At 35.1% G+C, this 16,580-nt stretch carries 16 protein-coding genes; all 16 read left to right on the top strand.

The features are described from left to right. The 16 genes from rfbF (at nt 1) to TREPR_RS08130 (ending at nt 16,579) form a co-directional block, all read left to right on the top strand. Complete coding sequence (gene rfbF, locus TREPR_RS08205; RefSeq protein ID WP_015707831.1) at nt 1-783, top strand: glucose-1-phosphate cytidylyltransferase; 783 nt, start codon at nt 1-3, stop codon at nt 781-783. Next, complete coding sequence (gene rfbG, locus TREPR_RS08200; RefSeq protein WP_041611086.1) at nt 783-1,832, top strand: CDP-glucose 4,6-dehydratase; 1,050 nt, start codon at nt 783-785, stop codon at nt 1,830-1,832. The genes rfbF and rfbG overlap by 1 nt, the downstream gene beginning before the upstream one ends. After that, complete coding sequence (gene rfbH / locus TREPR_RS08195; protein WP_015707829.1) at nt 1,825-3,162, top strand: lipopolysaccharide biosynthesis protein RfbH; 1,338 nt, start codon at nt 1,825-1,827, stop codon at nt 3,160-3,162. Before rfbG ends, rfbH begins: the two co-directional genes overlap by 8 nt. Nucleotides 3,163-3,239: 77 nt before the next feature. Further along, nucleotides 3,240-3,779: a dTDP-4-dehydrorhamnose 3,5-epimerase family protein gene (locus tag TREPR_RS08190; RefSeq protein WP_015707828.1), complete on the top strand. Its 540-nt coding sequence runs from the start codon at nt 3,240-3,242 to the stop codon at nt 3,777-3,779. Between the two features lie 2 nt (nt 3,780-3,781). After that, nucleotides 3,782-4,636 (top strand): NAD-dependent epimerase/dehydratase family protein, encoded by an 855-nt coding sequence (locus tag TREPR_RS08185; RefSeq protein WP_015707827.1) that lies wholly within the window; start codon nt 3,782-3,784, stop codon nt 4,634-4,636. A 100-nt stretch (nt 4,637-4,736) separates the two neighbouring features. Continuing rightward, nucleotides 4,737-6,461 (top strand): glycosyltransferase, encoded by a 1,725-nt coding sequence (locus tag TREPR_RS19130; RefSeq protein WP_169313411.1) that lies wholly within the window; start codon nt 4,737-4,739, stop codon nt 6,459-6,461. 313 nt (nt 6,462-6,774) lie between these two features. Next, nucleotides 6,775-7,629: a hypothetical protein gene (locus tag TREPR_RS08175; RefSeq protein ID WP_015707825.1), complete on the top strand. Its 855-nt coding sequence runs from the start codon at nt 6,775-6,777 to the stop codon at nt 7,627-7,629. A gap of 8 nt (nt 7,630-7,637) precedes the next feature. Continuing rightward, nucleotides 7,638-8,534: a glycosyltransferase family 2 protein gene (locus tag TREPR_RS08170; protein ID WP_015707824.1), complete on the top strand. Its 897-nt coding sequence runs from the start codon at nt 7,638-7,640 to the stop codon at nt 8,532-8,534. Between the two features lie 44 nt (nt 8,535-8,578). Then, nucleotides 8,579-10,159, top strand: coding sequence for a CatB-related O-acetyltransferase (locus tag TREPR_RS18930; protein ID WP_015707823.1), 1,581 nt, complete (start codon nt 8,579-8,581; stop codon nt 10,157-10,159). Between the two features lie 7 nt (nt 10,160-10,166). Further along, complete coding sequence (rfbA, locus tag TREPR_RS08160) at nt 10,167-11,042, top strand: glucose-1-phosphate thymidylyltransferase RfbA (protein WP_015707822.1); 876 nt, start codon at nt 10,167-10,169, stop codon at nt 11,040-11,042. Next, nucleotides 11,042-11,575 (top strand): dTDP-4-dehydrorhamnose 3,5-epimerase, encoded by a 534-nt coding sequence (rfbC, locus tag TREPR_RS08155; protein ID WP_015707821.1) that lies wholly within the window; start codon nt 11,042-11,044, stop codon nt 11,573-11,575. Before rfbA ends, rfbC begins: the two co-directional genes overlap by 1 nt. Then, entirely contained in the window at nt 11,572-12,459 is an 888-nt protein-coding gene (rfbD, locus tag TREPR_RS08150) for a dTDP-4-dehydrorhamnose reductase (protein WP_015707820.1), read from the top strand. The genes rfbC and rfbD overlap by 4 nt, the downstream gene beginning before the upstream one ends. Then, nucleotides 12,414-13,535 (top strand): dTDP-glucose 4,6-dehydratase, encoded by a 1,122-nt coding sequence (gene rfbB / locus TREPR_RS08145; protein WP_015707819.1) that lies wholly within the window; start codon nt 12,414-12,416, stop codon nt 13,533-13,535. Before rfbD ends, rfbB begins: the two co-directional genes overlap by 46 nt. 27 nt (nt 13,536-13,562) lie before the next feature. Then, complete coding sequence (locus tag TREPR_RS08140; RefSeq protein ID WP_015707818.1) at nt 13,563-14,525, top strand: UDP-glucuronic acid decarboxylase family protein; 963 nt, start codon at nt 13,563-13,565, stop codon at nt 14,523-14,525. A gap of 16 nt (nt 14,526-14,541) precedes the next feature. Next, on the top strand, nt 14,542-15,627 hold the full coding sequence (gene gmd, locus TREPR_RS08135) for a GDP-mannose 4,6-dehydratase (protein ID WP_015707817.1): 1,086 nt from the start codon (nt 14,542-14,544) through the stop codon (nt 15,625-15,627). Next, on the top strand, nt 15,620-16,579 hold the full coding sequence (locus TREPR_RS08130; RefSeq protein ID WP_041611084.1) for a GDP-L-fucose synthase family protein: 960 nt from the start codon (nt 15,620-15,622) through the stop codon (nt 16,577-16,579). The genes gmd and TREPR_RS08130 overlap by 8 nt, the downstream gene beginning before the upstream one ends. Nucleotide 16,580 lies beyond the last annotated feature (1 nt).

Raw genomic sequence — 16,580 nt, 5'->3', positions numbered from 1 at the left:
ATGAAAGTAGTTATATTGGCTGGTGGATTTGGTACTAGGCTTTCTGAAGAAACCAGTTTACGTCCTAAGCCTATGGTAGAAATTGGTGGAAAACCCATACTTTGGCATATTATGAAAACTTATGCCTACTGGGGTTTTACTGAATTTGTAGTGCTTACCGGATATCTATCCCATTTTATCAAAGATTATTTTATAAACTATTACACCAGGTATTCTGATATTACAGTCGATATGGAAAATAACAGCGTTGAAATTCATAATCATCGGAATGAGCCTTGGAAAGTTACCATGCTCTATACCGGACCAGACACGATGACTGGCGGTAGAATTTTACGGGCGCGAAAATTCATAGGTAATGAACGATTTATGCTAACCTATGGCGATGGTGTCAGTGATGTAAATATTAAAGAATTGATTGAAAATCATAAAAACACAGGTAAATATGTAACCCTTACATCTGTGCGTCCTGCCGGAAGATTTGGCGCTCTATCTTTTAATACTGAAGGTCTTATTTCTTCTTTTCAGGAAAAACCTATTGGTGATGGTTCTTGGATTAATGGCGGTTTCTTTGTAATGGAATCTGCTATATTTGATTACTTAACAGAAGGCGATATGACTGTCTTGGAAAAAACACCCTTGGAACGGCTTGCAACTGAAGGACAATTAAACGCCTTTAAACATAATGGGTTTTGGAGATCCATGGATACCCTTAAAGATAAAAATGATCTAACATCACTTTGGACCACCGGAAAAGCGCCTTGGGCACTCTGGTTAAAACAGTAATGAACATTGAATTTTATAAGGATAAAAAAGTTTTTCTAACCGGCCATACGGGATTCAAAGGAACTTGGCTTTGTCGCACACTACTCTATGCCGGTGCGGATATAACTGGCTATGCCCTGGAACCGCTTACTAACCCATCACTTTTTATGCAGACTAAAACTGCTGCCGATATCCATTCTATTACCGGTGATATCCGGAACCGGGATATGTTAATTAAGGCAGTACGGAAAGCCAAGCCGGACATACTCCTGCATTTGGCTGCCCAACCCATCGTCAGAGTATCCTACCGTGAACCAGCAGCCACCTATGAAACAAATGTGATGGGGACAGTGAATATCCTTGAAGCCTTGCGATTGACCCCCAATATCCGCTCTTTTGTTAATGTAACGACCGATAAGGTCTATGAAAATAAGGAATGGTTATGGGGATACCGGGAATCAGAAACCCTCTGCGGGTATGACCCCTATTCTAATAGTAAATCATGCAGCGAGCTAATAACTGCAAGTTATCGGAATTCATTTTTTGGCGATAACAGCACATCTGCGATTTCAAGCGCCCGTTCCGGGAATGTAATCGGTGGCGGCGATTATGCCATTGACCGGATTATCCCCGACTGTATTCGGGCTGTACAAACGGAAAAACAAATAGTTCTTCGGAATCCTCATTCTATCCGGCCTTACCAGCATGTTTTGGAATGTCTTTCAGGGTATCTGCTTCTGGCAGAAAAGCAATTTCACGAAAAGTCATTAGAGGGCGCCTATAACTTTGGTCCTGACGATGAAAGCTGTGTTACTACTGGGCAGCTTGCGGACTTGTTTTGTGCTGTTTGGGGACTGGGTGCATCTTGGGATGCTGAAAATGATGGAGGCCCTCACGAGGCAAATTACCTTAAGCTTGACTGCTCAAAAGCAAAGGCCACATTGGGTTGGAAATTAAAATGGCCTATAAATACTGCGGTGGAAAAAATTGTTGAATTTACCCAGTGTGGTAACGATGAAAAACGCCGGAATTGTATTGATCAACAAATAAGAGGTTACTTTGATGTTTGAAGGGATGACCAAAGAATCTGCTACCCAATCGATTCTTGACAGTGTAAAAGCCTATTATCAATTATTTATGCAAAAATCTCCATACAAAGATGGGGACCGTATCCCCTACGCTTCCAGAGTTTTTGATGAACATGAAATGATGAACCTCGTGGACAGTGCCCTTGAGTTCTGGCTTACCTCCGGACGGTATACGGAACAGTTTGAAAGGCAACTGTCCGAATTTCTCAAGGTTCCTTTCTGTTCCCTTGTTAACTCCGGTTCTTCCGCTAATTTATTAGCTTTTATGGCCCTAAGCTCCCCTCTCCTGAAAGAACGTGCAATACAGCGGGGAGATGAAGTAATAACTGTTGCAGCGGGATTTCCGACTACAGTGACCCCAATCATCCAATATGGCGCCATTCCAGTATTTGTGGATGTGACTATCCCTCAATATAACATTGATGTTTCATTAATGGAAAAGGCATTATCAGCCAAAACCAAAGCGGTAATGTTGGCCCATACCTTGGGGAACCCATTTGACCTTAAAGCAGTAAAAGATTTTTGCGATGCCCATAATTTGTGGCTGGTAGAAGATAACTGCGATGCTCTGGGAACGATCTACAAACTAAACGGTGAAGATCGGTTAACCGGGACCATTGGGGATATTGGTACCTCAAGTTTTTACCCGCCTCACCATATGACTATGGGTGAAGGTGGGGCGGTATACACATCGAATCCTTTATTGAACAAGATTATTCGTTCTTTGCGGGATTGGGGTCGAGACTGTGTTTGTCCTTCCGGGCGGGACAATCTTTGCGGTCACCGATTTAATAAACAATACGGAGAACTCCCTCAAGGGTATGATCATAAATATGTGTACAGTCACTTTGGGTATAACCTCAAGGCTACCGATATGCAGGCAGCCATCGGTTGCGCTCAGCTTGAGAAATTCCCGTCATTTGTTGAGAAGCGCCGGTATAATTGGCAACGGCTGTATGAGGGGCTTATAAATTTGCAGGACAAGCTTATTCTTCCGGAAGCAGCGCCTAATTCAAATCCAAGCTGGTTTGGGTTTTTACTTACATGCAAAGATGGAGTGAATAGAAACAATCTGGTTCAACATATTGAAAATAAAAACATTCAAACACGAATGCTTTTCGCAGGAAACCTGGTTAAGCATCCATGTTTTGATGAAATGCGTAATTCCGGAAACGGCTACCGGATTGTTGGCAATCTTAATAACACCGATCATATAATGAACGATACTTTTTGGATCGGCGTGTATCCCGGGATGGATGATGTAATAATTGACATTTTAATAGAAACAATTAAAATAGCAATATTTCGTTAGAAATTACAGTATTTGACGTTAAATATATTTTTAATAAGAACGGATACTAAAAATTAAAGCTACAAGAGAGGTGCAGCTTGATAAATAAACAAACAACTTCATTGCCGGGGTTATATATTTTAACAAATCAAATATTTTATGATTCGCGTGGAAGCTTCAAAAAAGTTTTTACTGAAACTGATTTTAAATCTCTATCACTTGAAAGTAATTTTTCCGAATTGTATTATTCTATAAATAAAAAAGATGTGATACGAGGGATGCATTTTCAAGTACCGCCAATGGATCATGTAAAAATGATATATGTTATTACCGGAAAAATAGTAGATGTATGTCTTGATTTAAGACAAACTTCAAAAACTTTTGGTGAATATTTCAGCTATACTCTTTCCGGTAACGATGCTGATTATTTATACATTCCTAAAGGCATAGCCCACGGATTCGCTTCCCTTGAGAATAACACAATAGTGCATTATGCTCAAACAACTTGTTATTCGAAAGAACATGACTTTGGCATTAAATATGATTCTTTTGGATTCAATTGGAATATTCAAGACCCTATTATTTCTGATAGAGATAAAGTATTTTCTAATTTCAAAGATTTTGACAAGGTATTTTAACTATGAAGATACTAATTACTGGGGCCACAGGATTTATCGGATCTCACTTAATTGTTTCTTTACTTGAAAATAAAAATGTTATTGCGATTTTAAAAAGAGATAAAACAGATTTAAAAAATCTAACTCGATATCTTAATAAAATACAAATATATCAATTAAATAAAGACAATACAATAAACTCAGCAATGAAAATATTTTCACCTGATATTGTAATACATTTAGCCACATTATATATAAATAATCATAGAGATGAAGATATAGACGATTTAATTACTTCAAATATTTCATTTGGAACTCATGTTCTGGAAGCAATGAAAAATAACAATATTAAGTATATTCTAAACATTGGAACTCGTTGGCAGCATATAGGGAATAAACCCTATTTTCCAGCTAATTTGTATGCTGCTACAAAAGAAGCATTTAAAGACATTTTAATCTATTACGAATCCCAAGGGATTCAATCAAAAACCATTGAATTATGTGATACTTATGGGAATGAAGATACACGGAAAAAAGTAATGGATCTTCTTATCACAGCATGTCAAAAAAAAGAAATCCTTGAATTAACCCAGGGAGAGCAAATACTTGATTTAGCTTACGTTAGGGATATTACTACATTTATTTCAACAAATATTGTATCGCATGTTTTTTTTGATAATAAAACTATATCATTAAGTGGGACAATTATAAAATTACGGGATCTTGGGGCAATTATCGAAAAGAAATATGACGGAGTTGGTATATTAAAATGGGGATTTAAACCATATAGAATCAATGAGGTTATGAATCCTCCGCTTTATTATAAAAAAATTGTACTTAATCAAAATTCATTGCAAGAATACCTTAATAGACTCTAATAATATTTCTAAAATCAGACATGCTATAATATTAGTTAAATATTCAATCTTTTATTAAAATTATCTATTTTAATCTGAAAAAATTGTAGAAAGAATGATTATGGATTTAAATGAAAAAAACGCAAATATTAATACATATCTGCGAAAATCACCAAATGACGAACAATTTTCAATTGAATATACCCCATTTTTAAGTATATGTATACCAACATATAACAGAATAGATGAGCTTGAAAAGTTGGTATTAAATATTTTAAAATTAAATATTCAAGAACTAGAAATTGTAATTCTTGATAATTGTTCAACAGATAACACAATAATACGTTTAAAAAAAATCAACGATTCTCGATTGAGAGTGTATTCAAATAATGAAAATATTGGTGGAAATCTAAATATTATTAAAGTTGCAACTTATGCCCGTGGTATTTATTCCATGATTTGCCTTGATAAAGATTGGATAGAAGCTGAATATATGCAAAGTTTTATTTATACATTAAAAACAAACCCGTCAGTTGATTTTGGTTATTGTAAATTAGATATTGATAAAGATGATACTAATGAAATAGAATACCATTACGGTGGTTTTGATGCTACATTTCATTTAGGCTATTTATCAAAGCACCCTAGTGGATATTTTTTTAAAACAAAAAAATATATAAATTCTGCATTTTTTAGTAATAATATATCTACTTATCCTAAAAAATTTGCTTTCTTTCAAGATATTATTATTGCCGAATTGGCAGAGAAAGGTGATGCCCTAATATTCAAATTGCCCCTACTGAACATGAAAGCATTAATTGATTTAAATATTAATAAGACTTATACATATTCAGATAATTCGATGTGGTGGTTTCCAAAACAAAGATTGCAAGAATATTCTATTTATATTATGCATGCTTCAAAATCATCTTTAAAATATAAAGAACGTTATAAGATAATTGAAAATCTTTTTCGATGTGGATTTATATTTTCTACATATTATTATTATTATTGTATGAATGATAATAATGTTATTTCACATTATTCAATAAAATTTAAAAAAATAAAACCAATTGATTTTATTTTTATTGGATATAAATATTGTAAAACATTTTTGAATTTAAATAATAATATGAAATATTCAGACAAAATTATTATTATTTTTAAAACATTTTACATTGAAATTACGAACAGAAATAAAATAGTTAAAATATTATATAGATATGTTAGTTATATATTAAAGAAATTTAAAAGAAAAAATATATCTTTTTCTGAAAAATGGAGATTGCTAAATAATCATAATGGAACTGTCGCTAAAAATCCATTCAGATTTGAAAAAGTTCATGTTGGGAAAAAAACCTATGGAGAGTTAAATGTATTCGATTCGAGCAATGATAATACAATATTAAAAATAGGTAATTATTGTTCTATAGCACATGACGTTATTTTTTTACTTGGAGCCGAACATCAGAATAACAATATTTCAACATTTCCTTTTAAGGTTCGTCTTTTTGGATATTATAGAGAAGCACTATCTAAGGGGGATATTATAGTTAATGACGATGTATGGATTGGAATAAATGCCACAATATGTTCTGGTGTAAGTATTGGTCAAGGAGCTATTGTAGGAGCAGGTTCAGTTGTTACAAAGGACGTTCCACCTTATGCTATAGTTTGTGGAAATCCTGCAAAAATAATTAAATATAGATTTGACAAATCTATATGCGAAAAATTGCTGGGAATTAATATATGTGAATTATTTGATAAATTTACTGAAAAAGATATTAAATTAATATATACACCTTTAACTATTGACATAATTGATGATATTATTAAAAATGAGTAATTTAATATGCATGTAACTAAAATTATCATACTATTACTAAAGAAAATATTACCTAATAATGTTGTTATTCGAAATAAAAAAATCTATTAAATCTCAATATAGGAACTATAAGTTTAGACAAAAAATTATTAGATATTTAAAAATTGATAAATAATATGATTCTAAAATAATTAATTTTCTTAAATTTAATTCTCTTCATATATTTCCCTACGATTTCATAAAAAAAATATAGAGAAAAAATAACTGTTTATAATAATATATTAGAGCTGTAAAAAACATCCATAAAAATTAGAATGAAATAGAGTATGCTTTAATGCTATTCACATTAACAGATGATAATAAATTATTAGCAGAAGATTATCAGGCTGATAATATCAAAATCATTAATTTAAACAATCATTCATATAAGTGTTTGTTACTTTGTTCTGGTAATGGCTTATATTATCCAAATACAAATGAAGAATATACAAATAAAATCAGAAAACAAGATAGATATGAATGGGAACATATTGCAAAAAATAAATTAATAAGAAGAAATTTTTCAAAAATAATATTTATTCGAGATATATATAAACAATGGTATGTAACAGGAATAAATTCAAAATTAAATTGCATAGATAAAGTGGTAGAATATTTAAAAAAAGAAACCGAAAACTTTAAAGTAATAGTAGCTGGCAGTTCTGCAGGCGGGTACGCAGCAGTATTAATTGGAATATTACTGAATGCATATAGAATAATAAATGTATCAGGCCAATATAATTTATGGCCTATTGTCAACATATATCCTTTACTAGATAAATATAAGAATAAAGCTTTTAAATCTAAATATTATAATCTCAGAGAAATATTAAAAAATAGTCATGTATTAATATTATACTTTTTTCCTATTAAATGTAAAGATGATATTGAGCAGTATAACTATATAAAAGACGATAAGAATATATTATTTTTTAAAATAGACAGCGACCAACATGGAACTGGGATTAATGGGGCACAATACCCCTATTTTTTTATATGTAAAGACAAAAAAGTGAAAAAAATATATAAGCGTTATGAAGATAAAATAATAGATAGAAATGAATTTTATTATAATGCGAATGATTTTTTAATTAAAAAAATTAAAAAATTAAAAAAAGTATTATTAGTCTTTTTTAAGAACAATCTTTAGGTATATGAATGAATATATATGCAATTGTTGTAACATTTAATGGAATAAAATGGGTCAAAACCTGTTTTGAAAGTTTAATCAATTCTTCCGTTGTTCCTAATATTTTGGTCGTTGATAATGGATCTACAGATGGTACCCTTAATATAATTCGAAAAGAATATCCTTTGGTTGAAGTGATTGAAACTGGTCAGAACCTTGGTTTTGCAAAGGCTAATAACATAGGTATAAAATATGCATTGGATAAAGGCACGGAATATGTATTTCTTTTAAATCAGGATGCTCAAGTTAAATCCAACACTATAAAAGAGTTAATAGATTTATTTCCATCTCTTCCTAATGCTGGCATTCTTTCTCCTATTCATTTAAATGGTACAAGTGCATACTTAGAACCTAGTTTTGCAAATTTTATTAGGGAACATTGTTCATATGAAATTATTTCAGATCTATATTTTAATAATTTGAAAAACTACTATGAAATAAAATTTGTTAATGCAGCTGCCTGGTTAATAAGCCGTAGATGCATTGAAACAGTTGGTGGTTTTGATACAAATATATTTTTTCATTATGGCGAGGATATTAACTACAGTCAAAGATTAATATTTCATGGATTCAAATCATATATAACAACAAAAACAACCATATGTCATAATACTGATGGTAGAACAGGGTTTACAAAGAATTTTATACATCAGCAATCTGATATTTGGAACAAAGTCGTACATTCAAATATTTTAAATGATGAAATAATGCAATCTTATAAAAAGAATATTATTAAAAAATATTTGAAATCTATAGTTAGATTAAAACTATTAGAAATATTGAATATTTATGCTGATATAAAATTATATAGAAAAATAAAAAAAAGTCGAGAGTTGAATAAAATTGGAAAACTAGTTTGGTTATAGTTAATTTTAATTTGTTTTATTATCAAGAGCATTAATGGCTATTTATGTTTAACACCCCAATATTATTTATCATTTTTAAACGTCTCGAAACTACAAAGCAAGTTTTCTCAGTCTTACAACAAATAAAGCCAAGGTTTTTATATGTTGCCGCAGATGGACCACGTCATACTGTTGAAGGCGAGAAATTACTTTGTGCTGAAGTTAGGCAATGGGTTTTAGATAATGTTAATTGGCAATGTGATGTAAAAACATTATTTAGAGATAAAAATTTTGGTTGCGGCAGGGCTGTATCAAGTGCAATTACATGGCTTTTTGATAATGTTGAACAAGGAATTATTCTTGAAGATGATTGCGTCCCTTCATTGAGTTTCTTCCCTTTCTGTGAAGAGTTACTTGAAAAATATAAAAACGATGAAAGGATATACCAAATTTCGGGTCATAATCCCCTTGTATCCATAAATAGCAGGTTTGATTATTTTTTTACCAGAATACAATATTGCTGGGGTTGGGCCACTTGGAAAAGGGCATGGAAACAATACAGTTTTGATATAATAGGGTTCAATGATTTTATTCGAGATAAAAAAATAAATACTATATTTAAAAATAAATATGATCAATTATATTGGTTGAATATTTTTAAAAAAATGGGCACTCATGAAATTGATACATGGGATTACCAATGGATATATACAATATTTAATAATAATGGTTTATATATAAGTCCAAAAAAGAATTTAATTTCAAATATGGGTTTTAATCAGGATGCAACTCATACTTTTGATAATAATTCAAAGCTTTTTAATCAAAAAAAGTTTGACTTAAATATTATAAGACATCCAACAACTATCAAAGTTGATTATAAATTAGTTCGAAAAATATCTAAATATGGATTTTTTATAGAGAATTATTTTGACAAATTATTTAAAAGAGTTTTAAATATATTTAAAAATAAAGACTTAACAGTATTTAAAAAAATAATGCTAATATTAAAAAAAATAAGAATTAAATGCATTTTGTTTTTATTCCCCGAACTTAAGGTTGCCATAAGTTCACGAGAACCATTTTTTGATAAACAGAGGAATATTAAATATTTCTATCCGTATTTAATATCAGATGATGTCGAAGTTGGGGCATATACATATATTCAAAAAAATTCTAATATTAGTAAAACTACAATAGGAAAATATTGTTCTATAGGCCCAAATTTTCTTTGTGGATGGGGCATTCATCCCACTGCTGGTATTAGTACATCACCAATGTTTTATTCAACACAATTAACTAATATAATTTCTCTTTCTCAATACAATAAGATAATTGAACGTAAAAGAATAATTATAGGTAATGATGTTTTTATTGGTGCAAATGTTACAGTACTTGATGGGGTAATTATTCATGATGGTGCAGTGATTGGCGCTGGAGCTGTTGTTTCAAAAGATATTCCTCCCTATGCAATAGCAGTAGGATGCCCAATAAAAATACTTAAATACAGGTTTGATGAATTAACAATACAGGAATTACTTGATATAAAATGGTGGGACTTCCCCGAAGATAAATTACAATTAGTAGAAAAATATTTTTTTGATATTCAAACTTTTATTAAAATATGTAAAGATTTAAAGGAATAAATAGCCTATGAAAGGAATTATACTCGCAGGAGGCGCCGGTACACGGCTGTACCCAATAACAAAAGCCGTTTCAAAACAAATTCTCCCGCTCTACGATAAGCCGATGATTTACTATCCTCTTTCGGTTTTAATGCTTGCAGGAATTCGGGAAGTGTTAATTATTTCCACACCCAGGGATTTGCCTTTTTTTAAAGAACTCTTTGGGACCGGAGAATGGCTTGGTATGCGTTTTGAATACAAGGTCCAGGAAAGTCCTCGTGGATTAGCGGATGCCTTTATCCTGGGCGCCGATTTCATAGGCAATGATACCTGTGCTCTGGTTTTGGGTGACAATGTCTTTTATGGCCGGGGATTCAGCGGTACTCTTTCTAACGCTGCATTAAAAGTGGAAAAATCCGGTGGCGGCGCCATATTTGGATATTATGTAAAAGATCCTACCGCCTATGGGGTAGTTGAATTTGACGGTCAGGGAAAAGCGATTTCCATTGAAGAAAAACCCCCTAACCCAAAATCCCATTATGCTGTTCCAGGTTTATATTTTTATGATAATGATATTGTGAATATTGCCAAAAATATTAAACCATCTGCCCGTGGGGAAATAGAAATTACTGCGGTGAATAACGCTTATCTTGAACAACACCGTTTGTCTGTTGATGTTCTTGGCCGGGGGATGGCTTGGCTGGATACGGGGACCTATGATGGGTTGCTTGAGGCTTCGAACTTTATAGAGACTATCCAGAAGCGGCAAGGTATGTATGTATCCTGTATTGAAGAAATTGCTTATAACAATAAATGGATTTCCAAAGATGCACTACTGAAACTTGCTACTGTTTATAAAACTGAATATGGTGTTTACTTAACATATATTGCGGAGAATCTTTAATGTCAATTACAGTTACCCCCTGCCCTATTGGAGGCTTATATGAAATACAGCCTAAAGTATTTGGAGATAGCCGTGGTTACTTCTTTGAAAGCTATTCCCAGAAGGATTTTCGGGAAGCAGGGTTAACTATGAATTTTGTACAGGATAATCAGTCCCGGTCGTTTAAGGGAGTTCTTAGGGGACTACACTTTCAAAAACAGTATCCCCAGGGAAAATTAGTCCGGGTAATTGAAGGCGAAGTCTTTGATGTTGCGGTAGATATTAGGCCAGGCTCTCCAACCAGGGGTGAATGGCATGGGGTAGTTTTGGATAGCGAAAAACAAAATCAATTCTATGTTTCACCTGGTTTTGCCCACGGTTTTTTAGTATTGAGCGATACTGCAGTTTTTGCCTATAAGTGTACCGAATTTTATCATCCCGAAGATGAGGCGGGAATCATCTGGGATGATCCTGGGATTGGCATTTCTTGGCCAGACTTGGGAATGGACTATCTTCTGTCTGAAAAAGATAAAAAATTACCGAGGTTTCTATGATTTGGTTAATCGGGAATAGGGGGATGCTGGGAAAAGAGCTTTCCCTTGTCTTTGAACATCGGGGTTTAGCCTATATCGGTACAGACAGGGATACTGATATTACTGATCCCGCTTCCCTTTCTTCTTTTGTAGTGCAGCATGCGGATAAAACGCCCTTTACCTGGATCATCAATTGTGCGGCCTATACGGCGGTTGATAAGGCTGAAGACGATTTCGATCTTTGCAGGCGGCTCAATACCGATGGCCCAGCGAATGTCGCTAAGACCGCAGAAAATATTGGAGCAAAATTGCTGCATATCTCCACTGACTATGTTTTTAACGGAAAAGGGACCCTACCCTACCGGGAAGATGACCCTACTGACCCTATCGGTATATACGGCCTTACCAAACGCGATGGTGAAACAAAAGTTTTTGAAAATAATATAGCATCTTATATTATCCGTACCGCATGGCTTTACGGGAAATATGGGAACAATTTTGTTCATACCATGCTTCGCCTCATGAAAGATAGAGGTACGGTTTCTGTTGTCAATGACCAGCGGGGAAGCCCTACCTGGGCAAATGATCTCTCTAATACCATAACGGATTTGATAATAGCCGTAGACAGCGGCAAAACGCTGCCCTTTGGAGTGTATCATTTTACCAATGAGGGAGATATCACCTGGTTTGAATTTGCCCGGGAAATTTATGTTCAAGGCCGGAAACTGGGTATCCTGACAAAGGACTGCGAAATAAAACCCTGCACCAGTGCAGATTTTCCTGCAAAAGTAACCCGGCCATCATATTCGGTTCTGGATAAGGGTAAGATAAAGTCGGCTTTGGGAATAACAATTCCTGAATGGAACACAAGTTTGGGGAAATTTTTGACAATATGCGAAAACTAAAAAATATTCTGGTATCCGGTGGCGCAGGATTTATTGGTTGTAATTTTATCAATTTTTTGCTCGAACAAAATATTGATTTTACAGGTCGTATAATTAACCTGGACCTCCTAACTTATGCAGGAAATATCTCAAGCCTTGAAGAAATTGAGAAACAATTTGGCGGGGGACGTTATATTTTTGAACGGGGAGATATCTGCGACAGGACATTCGTAGAATCAATCTTAAAAAAATATAATATCGATACGGTTGTACATTTTGCTGCAGAAAGCCATGTAGATCGATCCATCCTTGGACCTGAGGCATTTATAAAAACCAATGTGATGGGAACCTTTACCTTATTGGATGCTGTCCGTAATGTTTGGAAAACACCCGAAGGCGGGTTTCGGCAGGATGTATTGTTTCATCACATCAGCACCGACGAAGTTTATGGTTCCCTGGGAGAAACTGGTTATTTTACCGAGACTACCCCCTATGATCCCCGGTCACCCTACTCTGCCAGCAAAGCTGCAAGCGATCATCTTGTCATGGCCTATGCCCATACCTACGGCCTGCCGCTTACCTTGTCAAACTGTTCCAATAATTATGGTCCATATCAATTCCCTGAAAAATTGATTCCCCTTATGATACTCAACATACTGGAAGGAAAGCCTTTGCCTGTATATGGAGATGGAAAAAATATTCGTGATTGGGTATATGTCGAGGATCACAATAAAGCTGTCTGGACTATCATGAAGAATGGTTTAACCGGAGAAAAGTATAATATTGGCGGTGAAAATGAGTGGGAAAATATTAAATTGCTACAGGTATTAATTGATCTGGTATCGGAAAAAGCAAAATTAAATCCTGTAAAAGTCAGAGAAAAAATCACCTATGTAAAAGATCGGCCCGGACATGACCGGCGTTATGCGATTGATTGTTCCAAGATTAAGCGGGATCTTGGGTGGAAACAGGATGTCAGTTTTGAAGAAGGCTTGAATAAAACTGTAAACTGGTATATGACTAATGATGCTTGGGTAAAAAACATACTGAGTGGTGAATATCTTAAATGGATAGAAAAAAATTATGGGCAGCGCTAAAATATTTATACTTAATTAGGAAGAACTATGCCTAACAGAGATGATTACTATGTATTACCCCGTGCTTTAGTAACTGGCGGAGCCGGGTTTTTAGGAAGCCATTTATGCAACCGGCTTATCAAGGATAAAAATGATGTCATTTGTCTGGATAATTTTTTTACCGGTCAAAAACGGAATATCGCCCATTTAATTGATAATCCCTATTTTGAGCTGGTCCGGCATGATGTCACTTTCCCTTATTATATTGAGGTAGATAAGATATTTAACCTTGCATGTCCTGCAAGTCCTCCGCACTATCAGTACGATCCTGTTCAGACCACAAAAACAAGTGTCCACGGAGCTATCAATATGCTCGGCCTCGCAAAACGTACCAGGGCGCGTATATTACAGGCTTCCACCAGCGAAGTTTACGGAGATCCGGCAGTTCACCCTCAGGTTGAATCCTATTGGGGGAATGTAAACCCGATAGGGTTACGCTCATGTTATGATGAGGGCAAACGCTGTGCAGAGACTTTATTCTTTGATTATTACAGGCAGCATAAAGTTGAAATAAAGGTTATCCGGATTTTTAATACCTATGGCCCAAATATGCATCCCAATGACGGCAGGGTTGTTAGTAATTTTATCATGCAGGCATTACAGAATGAGGATATTAGTATCTATGGTGATGGTCAACAAACCCGGTCTTTTTGCTATGTGGATGATCTGATAGATGCTATGGTTTTGATGATGAATTCACCAACGGATTTTACCGGGCCTGTAAATATCGGTAATCCCGGTGAATTTACAATGCTTGAACTTGCTGAAAAAATAATTTTACTTACCGGGAGCAGTTCCAAGATCATTTATAAACCCCTGCCTTCAGATGATCCGAAACAACGGAAACCAGATATTACCCTGGCAGATCAAAAATTGCATTGGAAACCTAAAGTATCCCTTGAAGATGGGCTAAAAGAGACCATAGCCTATTTTAAAAAATTAATTGGTTAAACCAATAGGAGATTATATGAAGAAAGCCCTTATATCAGGCGTTACCGGTCAGGATGGCGCCTATTTATCCGAATTTTTATTACGAAAGGGTTATGAAGTGCATGGCATTAAACGTCGCGCTTCAAGCTTTAATACTGAACGGATAGATCATCTGTACCAGGATCCCCATGATAAAAGCAGAAAGTTTTTCCTTCATTACGGAGATCTGACCGATACTTCAAACTTGGTCAGGATAATCCAGGAGGTACAACCAGACGAGATTTACAATCTAGGAGCCCAAAGCCATGTACAGGTTTCCTTTGAGGTACCCGAATATACCGCTGATGCCGATGGAATAGGAACACTCAGATTGCTTGAGGCTATCCGTATACTAGGCATGGAAAAAAGGGTTCGACTCTATCAGGCTTCCACCAGCGAACTTTTTGGGAAAGTTCAGGAAATCCCCCAAAAGGAAACTACCCCCTTCTACCCCCGTAGTCCCTATGCCGCAGCAAAACTGTATGCCTATTGGATCGTGGTAAACTATCGAGAATCCTATGGAATGTATGCCTGTAACGGCATACTCTTTAATCATGAAAGCCCCCTTCGGGGAGAAACATTTGTAACCCGTAAGGTAACCCGTGCTGCAGCCCGTATAAAACTTGGCCTCCAAGATAAGCTTTTTATGGGTAATATTGACTCCAAACGCGACTGGGGTTTCGCCGGAGATTATGTGGAACTCATGTGGCTTATGCTCCAACAGGATGTTCCGGATGATTATATTATTGCCACCGGGGTCACCACCAGGGTTCGGGATTTTATTACCATGGCCTTTGCTGAAGCAGGGATAACTCTTAAATGGGAAGGCTCCGGGGTAAATGAAAAAGCTGTCGATTCGAGCAGCGGAAAAACGGTGGTAGAAATTGATCCTAAATACTTCCGTCCCGCCGAAGTGGATATTCTTATCGGTGATCCATCAAAAGCCACAACCAAGTTAGGCTGGAAACCAAAGGTACAGCTACCGGAATTGGTAAAAATGATGGTAAAGCACGATATTGAATTAGCCGAAAAAGAACTCCATCTTAAAAATGGGGGATATGAGGTTAAAAATTTCTATGAATAAGCAGGACAAGATCTATGTCGCCGGTCATCGCGGACTGGTTGGTAGCGCCATACTGAAACGTCTTAAGTCAGATGGGTATGAAAACATTATAACCCGTACCCATAGGGAACTGGACTTATTGGATCAAGCTGCGGTAAACAAGTTTTTTTCAGAAGAAAAACCGGATTATGTTTTTCTAGCCGCAGCTAAGGTGGGGGGTATCGGTGCAAACTCAAATTACCCCGCTGAGTTTTTATATCAGAATATAATGATTGGTTTTAATATAGTTAACGCTGCTTATAACAGTAAGGTAAAAAAGCTGCTTAATTTAGGTTCTTCCTGTATATATCCCAAAATGGCACCCCAGCCTTTAAAAGAAGAATACCTTTTGACCGGCCCCTTGGAACCAACAAATGACGCCTATGCTATTGCAAAAATATCTGTCATAAAACTTTGCGGCAACTATAACAAACAATATGGAACCAATTATCTATCTGTAATGCCCACCAACCTATACGGACCGGAAGATACCTACGATATTGAAAATGGCCATGTGCTTCCGGCTCTTATTTCTAAATTCCATGAAGCTAAGATTTCGGGGAAGGATATAGTAACACTTTGGGGTGATGGCTCGCCATACCGCGAATTTCTTTACAGCGAAGACCTTGCTGATGCAGTAGTTTTTCTTATGCAGAACAAGAACGCCGCTGATATTGGCGAATTTATAAATATCGGAACCGGAAAGGATCTTTCTGTTAAAGAATTAGCGGATTTAATTAAAGACATTGTCTATTCCGATGTACCCGGCAGAACCTGTTTGATGGAATGGGATACATCTAAACCAAACGGGACTCCGCGAAAACTGCTTGATGTATCCCAATTACACTCCATGGGCTGGAATGCAAAAACCGGGCTTAAGGAAGGTATTAATAATGCTTATAGTTCATTCCTCTTGCTATCAAATAGTAAATAGA

The organism is Treponema primitia ZAS-2 (assembly GCF_000214375.1).
Classification (GTDB): Bacteria; Spirochaetota; Spirochaetia; order Treponematales; family Breznakiellaceae; genus Termitinema; species Termitinema primitia.
The sequence above is the reverse complement of the archived record's forward strand: the minus strand, read 5'-3'. Positions and strand labels throughout refer to the sequence as shown.

What these genes read in the sequence shown, in the direction of transcription:
- TREPR_RS08130 (WP_041611084.1), top strand. Translation starts at nt 15,620, where the DNA reads ATGAATAAGCAGGACAAGATCTATGTCGCCGGTCATCGCGGACTGGTT.
- TREPR_RS08175 (WP_015707825.1), top strand. Translation starts at nt 6,775, where the DNA reads ATGCTATTCACATTAACAGATGATAATAAATTATTAGCAGAAGATTAT.
- rfbC (WP_015707821.1), top strand. Translation starts at nt 11,042, where the DNA reads ATGTCAATTACAGTTACCCCCTGCCCTATTGGAGGCTTATATGAAATA.
- rfbF (WP_015707831.1), top strand. Translation starts at nt 1, where the DNA reads ATGAAAGTAGTTATATTGGCTGGTGGATTTGGTACTAGGCTTTCTGAA.
- TREPR_RS08170 (WP_015707824.1), top strand. Translation starts at nt 7,638, where the DNA reads ATGAATATATATGCAATTGTTGTAACATTTAATGGAATAAAATGGGTC.
- rfbG (WP_041611086.1), top strand. Translation starts at nt 783, where the DNA reads ATGAACATTGAATTTTATAAGGATAAAAAAGTTTTTCTAACCGGCCAT.
- TREPR_RS08185 (WP_015707827.1), top strand. Translation starts at nt 3,782, where the DNA reads ATGAAGATACTAATTACTGGGGCCACAGGATTTATCGGATCTCACTTA.
- rfbA (WP_015707822.1), top strand. Translation starts at nt 10,167, where the DNA reads ATGAAAGGAATTATACTCGCAGGAGGCGCCGGTACACGGCTGTACCCA.
- rfbB (WP_015707819.1), top strand. Translation starts at nt 12,414, where the DNA reads ATGGAACACAAGTTTGGGGAAATTTTTGACAATATGCGAAAACTAAAA.
- rfbH (WP_015707829.1), top strand. Translation starts at nt 1,825, where the DNA reads ATGTTTGAAGGGATGACCAAAGAATCTGCTACCCAATCGATTCTTGAC.
- TREPR_RS19130 (WP_169313411.1), top strand. Translation starts at nt 4,737, where the DNA reads ATGGATTTAAATGAAAAAAACGCAAATATTAATACATATCTGCGAAAA.
- gmd (WP_015707817.1), top strand. Translation starts at nt 14,542, where the DNA reads ATGAAGAAAGCCCTTATATCAGGCGTTACCGGTCAGGATGGCGCCTAT.
- TREPR_RS08140 (WP_015707818.1), top strand. Translation starts at nt 13,563, where the DNA reads ATGCCTAACAGAGATGATTACTATGTATTACCCCGTGCTTTAGTAACT.
- TREPR_RS18930 (WP_015707823.1), top strand. Translation starts at nt 8,579, where the DNA reads ATGTTTAACACCCCAATATTATTTATCATTTTTAAACGTCTCGAAACT.
- rfbD (WP_015707820.1), top strand. Translation starts at nt 11,572, where the DNA reads ATGATTTGGTTAATCGGGAATAGGGGGATGCTGGGAAAAGAGCTTTCC.